The following is a 235-nucleotide window of genomic DNA, read 5'->3' as shown; positions in this document are numbered from 1 at the left end:
CCTTCCCCCAATCCCCTCCATACCTTCTTTTACCCACCCCACCACATCTCTACCCCTCCCCTCTTCAAAATCCTCCACATCCCCCATCATTCCTTTCTCTCTCAACCACTCTTCAACACCTTCTAACCACGTCCCACGCACAACCCCCCTATACTTCCCTCCTTCCTCACCCCACACATACATAGTCTGTTCTCCATGTTCCTACCCAGGCGCCGAATCCTCCGCAACTCCGCTT

At 54.0% G+C, this 235-nt stretch carries 1 protein-coding gene; it reads right to left on the bottom strand.

Annotated elements, in window-relative coordinates; all coding sequences use genetic code 11:
• Nucleotides 1-183, bottom strand: a 183-nt coding sequence (locus FS628_RS32385; protein WP_222125356.1) for a hypothetical protein, incomplete at its 3' end; no start/stop codon positions are given.
• Nucleotides 184-235: the final 52 nt, after the last annotated feature.

Source organism: Paenibacillus xylanexedens (assembly GCF_007676705.1).
Lineage (GTDB): Bacteria > Bacillota > Bacilli > Paenibacillales > Paenibacillaceae > Paenibacillus > Paenibacillus xylanexedens_C.
Note: the sequence above shows the minus strand (reverse complement) of the source record. Positions and strands in the feature narration are given on the sequence as shown.